A 6,204-nucleotide genomic window follows, 5' to 3' on the forward strand; every position below is an offset into this window, starting at 1 on the left:
AAATATTCTATTAAAAACAGACTATGTGAAGAAATATCATAAATTTTAAACTATAAGATTATACACACAAGGAAAAACTTACTTATAAGGCTATGAAAAAAATAACACTAGGAATTGCATTATTAGCATCGACAATTGTGCTTGCTCAGACTGAGGACAGCATTAAATCCAAAAACATTGAAGAAGTTGTTGTAAACGGGAAATATTATAAGAAATATGTTGAGAAACAAGGATCTTCCTCACTCCGCTTAGACGAAGAACTTATTAAAATTCCACAAAACGTTTCCGTTATTACTAATAGAGCACTGGAAGACCAACAAGTTACCACTTTAAGCGATGGTGTATTGAGAAATGTAGCTGGAGCTCAAAGGCTGGAACACTGGGGAGACATGTATACAAGAGTTAACATGAGAGGTTCAAGAGCAGCAGCTTTCATGAATGGTGTAAATGTTACTTCAAACTGGGGTCCTTTAAGTGAAGATATGAGCTATGTAGACCATATAGAGTTCATCAAAGGCCCATCGGGATTCTTAATGTCTAATGGGGAACCAAGCGGCATTTATAATATTGTTACTAAAAAACCTACCGGACAATCACTGAACGGTTCTGCAAGAGTTACACTGGGAAGCTACAATATGTACAGGGGAGAAACAGATATTGATACAAAAATCACTGATAAGGTCGCTTTCAGATTAAATCTGATGGCTCAGAATAAAAAGAGTTTCAGAGATTATGAATTCAATGACAGATATATTATCAATCCTTCCTTTAGATTTAAACTTTCAGATAATACCACTGTAACAGCCGAATATGTATATCAAAAGGCTAAAATGTCTGAGGTAGGATCAGCCTATGTTTACAGTTTTGAAGGATATGGAACAAAACCAGCCGAATATACGGTTACTGATCCGGGTATTGATCCGACAAAAGTTACCAATAATACGGTAAATGTTAATTTACAACATAAGTTCAATGAAAACTGGAAACTGACGACTCAATTGTCTTATATCAATGAGTACACGATGGGAAGCGATATCTGGCCGGGCACATTCATCTCCGATACAAAGTTTATCAGAACCCTCAATTTCTGGGAAGCAAGCAATGTTATGAAATTCGGACAGGCATTTTTAAACGGTTATATTAAATCAGGGCCTGTTTCTCACAAAATTTTAGCAGGTTTAGATCTAGGTTCAAAAAAATACCTTGCTGACTGGAGCAAAAGTGGAAATTTAGACACTCAAGAAAATCCATTTGATTTAAATTCAACAACATATGCCGCTCCTAGCAATGGGTATCCGCATTTTGATACAGGAGGCAAATCTTTGTTAGAAAGAGCTACTCCTTACGGAACCATTGAGCAGACATACACAGGAATTTATTTACAGGATGAGTTAGGATTCCTTGATGACGCTTTAAGATTAACATTAGCAGCCCGCTATACCAATGTACAGGAGAATAATTACGGTACAAAAACAGAAGCTAACAGAATTACTCCGCGTATTGGCTTGAGCTATTCAATAGATGATAATACCTCAGCTTATGCTTTATATGATCAGGCATTCTCTCCACAAGCCGGTTTATTCCGAGACGGAAGCACGGCAAAACCGATAACCGGTAATAATGTAGAAGTCGGTTTCAAGAAAGACTGGTTTGCAGGTAAATGGAACACTACTCTTTCCTTGTACAATATCAATAAAAATAATGCAATTACGGGTGATCCGACTGATCCAACCGGAATGTTTTCTGTACTTCTTGGAAAAACAAGAGTACAAGGTGTGGAGTTTGATCTTAAAGGAGAAATCGTAAAGGGATTTAATGCCATTTTCAACTATGCATTTACTGAAAATAAATATTCAGAAACCACTCAAAGTCACCAAAAAGGAGAAAAAGTTCCGGGATATGCAAAACATACTTTAAATGGTTGGCTGAACTATACGTTTACAGAGGGAACTTTAGAAGGATTCGGATTAAGTTTTGGAGGAACATTTTTAGGAGGAAGAAGCAGCTGGAACTGGGGCAGCACAAACGCTCCTTTACAAATGAATGACTATTTAAAATTCGATGCCGGGCTTTCCTGGGAAAACCCAAAATTCAGAATCGGGCTCAATGTTTTCAATTTATTCGACAGATATTTATATAGCGGAAGCAGTATTAACTTTACTATGACAGACGGCACACAGCGCGGAGGATACTATTACCAGGCTGAAGCTCCTAGAAATTTCAGATTATCAATAGGATATAAATTTTAAGTAATTACTATAGGCTGACCTAACGGTTAGCCTTTTTATCCATAAGAAAACTCTTAACGTTCCAGTATATTACAATTTTTAATTTATTCTTATATCCTTCAGAACTAAATATAACAACTGCAATAGTTCTTCAGAAATAAGAGAAACATTTATTATATAATGTAAATTTTAATTAATCTAAATAAAATTTATGTCATATATTTGCTAAACTTTCATTACGACATGAAGAAAAAACATCATCATAAAAAAAAGCCTGGTTTCCTTAAAAAATGGACAGGAAAACTGCATTTGTGGTTTGGATTGATCATTGGCTTCTTAATTTTTATTATTTCCATTACAGGTGCATTATATGTCTTTAAAGACGAAGTGGAAAGCTATACCCGTAAAGATGTTATATATCATAACGAACAAAATATAGACAAAAAAAGCGTTCTTCCGATTCGTGTCTTAGAAAAAGCTGTAGACGAACAGATGAAGGAAAAATATCCCATTCATTGGGTGAATGTTCCTATCGACAAAAAAATGTCTTATTTATTCTATTGGTATGAGCATAATACGGATGCATGGAACTATTTTGACGAATTTCCGATTTATAAAGTAGCTTATGTAAATCCTTATACAGGAAAAGTGCTGCGAACTTATGATGAAAAAAACAGTTTTTTCAGTATTATTAAATCTATTCACTGGAGCTATTTACTGAAACAGGAATGGGGAACCTATGTTGTGGGAATTCCTGTTCTCATATTTGTTTTTATGCTGATCTCCGGTATTATTTTATGGTGGCCTAAAAATAAATCTGCAAGAAAACAACGTTTTTCTTTTAAATGGAAAAATATCAAAAGCTGGAAAAGAAAGAATTATGACCTCCACAATATTCTTGGATTTTATGCTTCTATCTTCGCTCTTATATTTTCAATAACCGGTTTATTTTATGCTTTCCTTTTTGTTCAGTCGATGATCTATGTAATCTTTTCCGGAGGAAATACTCAATATCCTGATTTTTCACACATTACAACAAAAGCCCCTATTGAGCAAAGAACGGAAAAAACTCTTGATAAAGTAATCAGCACCGTTCAAGAGAAATATCCTAATGCTTATGTCTTTTCGATAGATTTGGGACATGAACACATGGATGATCATGAACACCCTAATTTTGGGATTTACGTAAAACACCTCTCCTATTCATATCATAAAAACAGTAATCTTATTTTTGATGAAAATTCCGGAGAGCTGTTGCATACTCATGATCCGAAAGATAAAAACTTCGGAGAGAAAGTAGTTTCAGCTAATTATGATATTCATGTAGGAGCAATTTTAGGACTTCCTACCAAAATTATTGCTTTTATAGTAAGCTTGATCTGTGCTTCATTACCGGTTACAGGTTTCATGATTTGGTGGGGAAGAAGAAAAAAGAAACCTGTAAAAACTATTCAATCCATTTAAAATTATTTTTTTTTCGAAGAATTCTATCAATAATCACTTATTAAATACAATCTTTTTTATAAATTTAGCCCCTGAATTAAGAAAGAAATGGCATTAGTAGATCTATCAAAGCAGGTTGCATTAGGTATTGACATCGGTGGAACCAATACTAAATTTGGTTTAGTGAATCACAGAGGAGAAATTTTAGTAAAAGGATCTATCCGAACTGATGAATATAAAAATCCTGAAGATTTTGTAGACGCTTTATACAAAGAAATTCAACCATTGGTAGGTGAACATTCTGCTGGAAAGAAGTTTGAAGGAATCGGCGTGGGTGCACCTAATGCCAACTACTATAAAGGAACCATAGAATTGGCCCCTAACCTTCCATGGAAAGGAGTTATAGAATTTGGTAAGATGATGACTGAAAAATTCGGTGCTCCCTGCAAAATGACCAATGATGCTAACGCAGCTGCACTTGGAGAAATGATGTATGGTGCCGCAAGAGGAATGAAAGATTTTATTATGATCACTTTAGGTACAGGTGTTGGAAGTGGGATTGTAGCAGGCGGACATCTGATTTATGGGCATGACGGATTTGCTGGGGAACTGGGACATACTATTGTAAAACCGGGAGGAAGAAAACACTGGAGCACCGGATCGGAAGGAAGCTTGGAAGCTTACGCATCAGCAACAGGTATTGCCATCACAGCAAAAAAAATGAGAGCAGAATTCCCTGAATCTATGCTTAATCAATATCCGGAAGAAGCCATTAATTCCAAAACAGTACATGAATGTGCCTTAAAAGGAGATCCTATCGCCATTGAAGTATTCAGATATACCGGCCAAAAATTAGGAGAAGCTTTGGCTAATTTTGTTATGTTCTCATCTCCTGAAGCCATTCTCTTATTCGGAGGAGTCATCAAAGCAGGAGACTTCATTTTAAAACCGGCTAAGCTTTATATGGAAAGAAACCTACTTCCTATTTTCAGAAATAAGGTAAGATTGGTTTTCAGTGAACTAGATGAAGCTGATGCTGCTATCTTAGGAGCAAGTGCTTTAGTTTGGGAAAAGTAATTCATGTGAATTGAATCTTTAAATATAATAACACACCTTATCTTAAACGGTGTGTTTTTTGTTATTTATTCTCCACAAATGACATCACAAAATGAAAAAGTTTTTCTTACTTTTGATTAGTTTTTTCCTCATTTCCTGCAAGGGACAAGAGAAAAAAGTCGTTCAACAAAATAATCAATCCAAAATGGATAACAATAATTTAGAGCAGATCACCTTTGGAGGTGGATGTTTCTGGTGTGTGGAAAGCTGCTTCAATATGTTAAAGGGAGTAAAATCCGCTATATCCGGATATTCAGGAGGCCATAAAGCCAATCCTACTTATGAAGAAGTCTGCACCGGAGAAACGGGCCATGCAGAAGTCGTACAGATCACTTACGATCCCAAAATTATTTCTTATGAGCAGTTAATGGATGTATTTTTCTTCCTCCATGATCCTACTCAGCTTAACAGACAGGGAAATGATATCGGAACCCAATACCGTTCTGTTATTTTTTATAAAGATGATGCTGAGAAGCAAAAAGCTGAAGAAGCTATAAAAAAATCTGAAGCTTCGGGAAAATGGCCTGGAACGTATGTTACTGAATTAACAAAATTTGAAAAATTCTGGCCGGCAGAACAATATCATCAGGGATATTATAATGCCAATCCCACACAGCCTTATTGCAGCGCCGTGGTAGGGCCTAAAATACAAAAATTTAAAAAGCATTTCGGAGAACTGGGAATGTTAAATACAGATTCTGAATAAAATAAAAGCGAAGAAAATTTCTTCGCTTTTTATTTTACTTCACACCTGCATATTTTTCAAGAATATGAGGAGTCACGGGTCGCAAATCTTTTCCTGTATCCGGATTTGTACCATCCATCGTAAAAAAATCCACTTCATTGTTTTGTTTAGAATACCAGGTTTTTCCTAATGCATTCTCCACAGTTAATGTGTCTCTCCTTTTGTTTTTCTTAAAAAAGTCCAGTTTCGCTTGATCAAGTGGAACCAATTCATGGTTAGGATTTTTATCCTTATAAGTTGTTACCTTATATTGATCACCATCCCAATACATCAATTTCTGACCACTTAGCCCATCATAATTATTAGCCAGTAATCCGGTTGCCATTATTAATCCCATAAATCCCATACCGGCCTGCCTTGTGGTAAACTGCGGAAGGGAAAATATAGGTTTGTTTACAATGTTGATAACCAGCTTAGAAACAGCCTGACTAATGGTGTATTCAATGGTTTTCCATTCTGCACAGTACGCTTTAAAGTTTTCATAGCCCAAATATAGACTCAAATCATCCAAAATTCCTGATCTAATATTATAATCCCTGTCATTTAAGACAATAGTATTATAATAGGTTTCAAATGACCTATAACTTAAATTAATCTGGTGCTGATCAACCAGTTCCCGTTCCAAGAATTTTAATATTCCGGTAAATGAGGTCTCTGTAGCTTCTTCAGATG

At 35.5% G+C, this 6,204-nt stretch carries 5 protein-coding genes; 4 read left to right on the forward strand and 1 reads right to left on the reverse strand.

Annotated elements, in window-relative coordinates:
• Positions 1–92 precede the first annotated feature (92 nt).
• From Q0A18_RS13880 to msrA, 4 genes are all read left to right on the forward strand, one after another.
• Entirely contained in the window at positions 93–2,249 is a 2,157-nt protein-coding gene (locus tag Q0A18_RS13880; protein WP_292010752.1) for a TonB-dependent siderophore receptor, read from the forward strand.
• Positions 2,250–2,471: 222 nt separating this feature from the next.
• A complete protein-coding gene (locus tag Q0A18_RS13885; RefSeq protein ID WP_292010753.1) occupies positions 2,472–3,692 on the forward strand; it encodes a PepSY-associated TM helix domain-containing protein in 1,221 nt (406 codons plus the stop codon).
• Between the two features lie 87 nt (positions 3,693–3,779).
• Positions 3,780–4,748: an ROK family protein gene (locus Q0A18_RS13890; protein ID WP_292010754.1), complete on the forward strand. Its 969-nt coding sequence runs from the start codon at positions 3,780–3,782 to the stop codon at positions 4,746–4,748.
• 91 nt (positions 4,749–4,839) lie between these two features.
• Positions 4,840–5,493 carry a peptide-methionine (S)-S-oxide reductase MsrA gene (msrA, locus tag Q0A18_RS13895; protein WP_292010755.1) on the forward strand — a complete coding sequence of 218 codons (654 nt, stop codon included), beginning with the start codon at positions 4,840–4,842 and terminating at the stop codon, positions 5,491–5,493.
• Positions 5,494–5,527: 34 nt separating this feature from the next.
• Here the strand turns inward: msrA and Q0A18_RS13900 are convergent.
• Positions 5,528–6,204: hypothetical protein (locus Q0A18_RS13900; RefSeq protein ID WP_292010756.1), on the reverse strand; the 677-nt coding region annotated here is incomplete at its 5' end.

The organism is Chryseobacterium sp., from assembly GCF_022712095.1.
Lineage (GTDB): Bacteria > Bacteroidota > Bacteroidia > Flavobacteriales > Weeksellaceae > Chryseobacterium.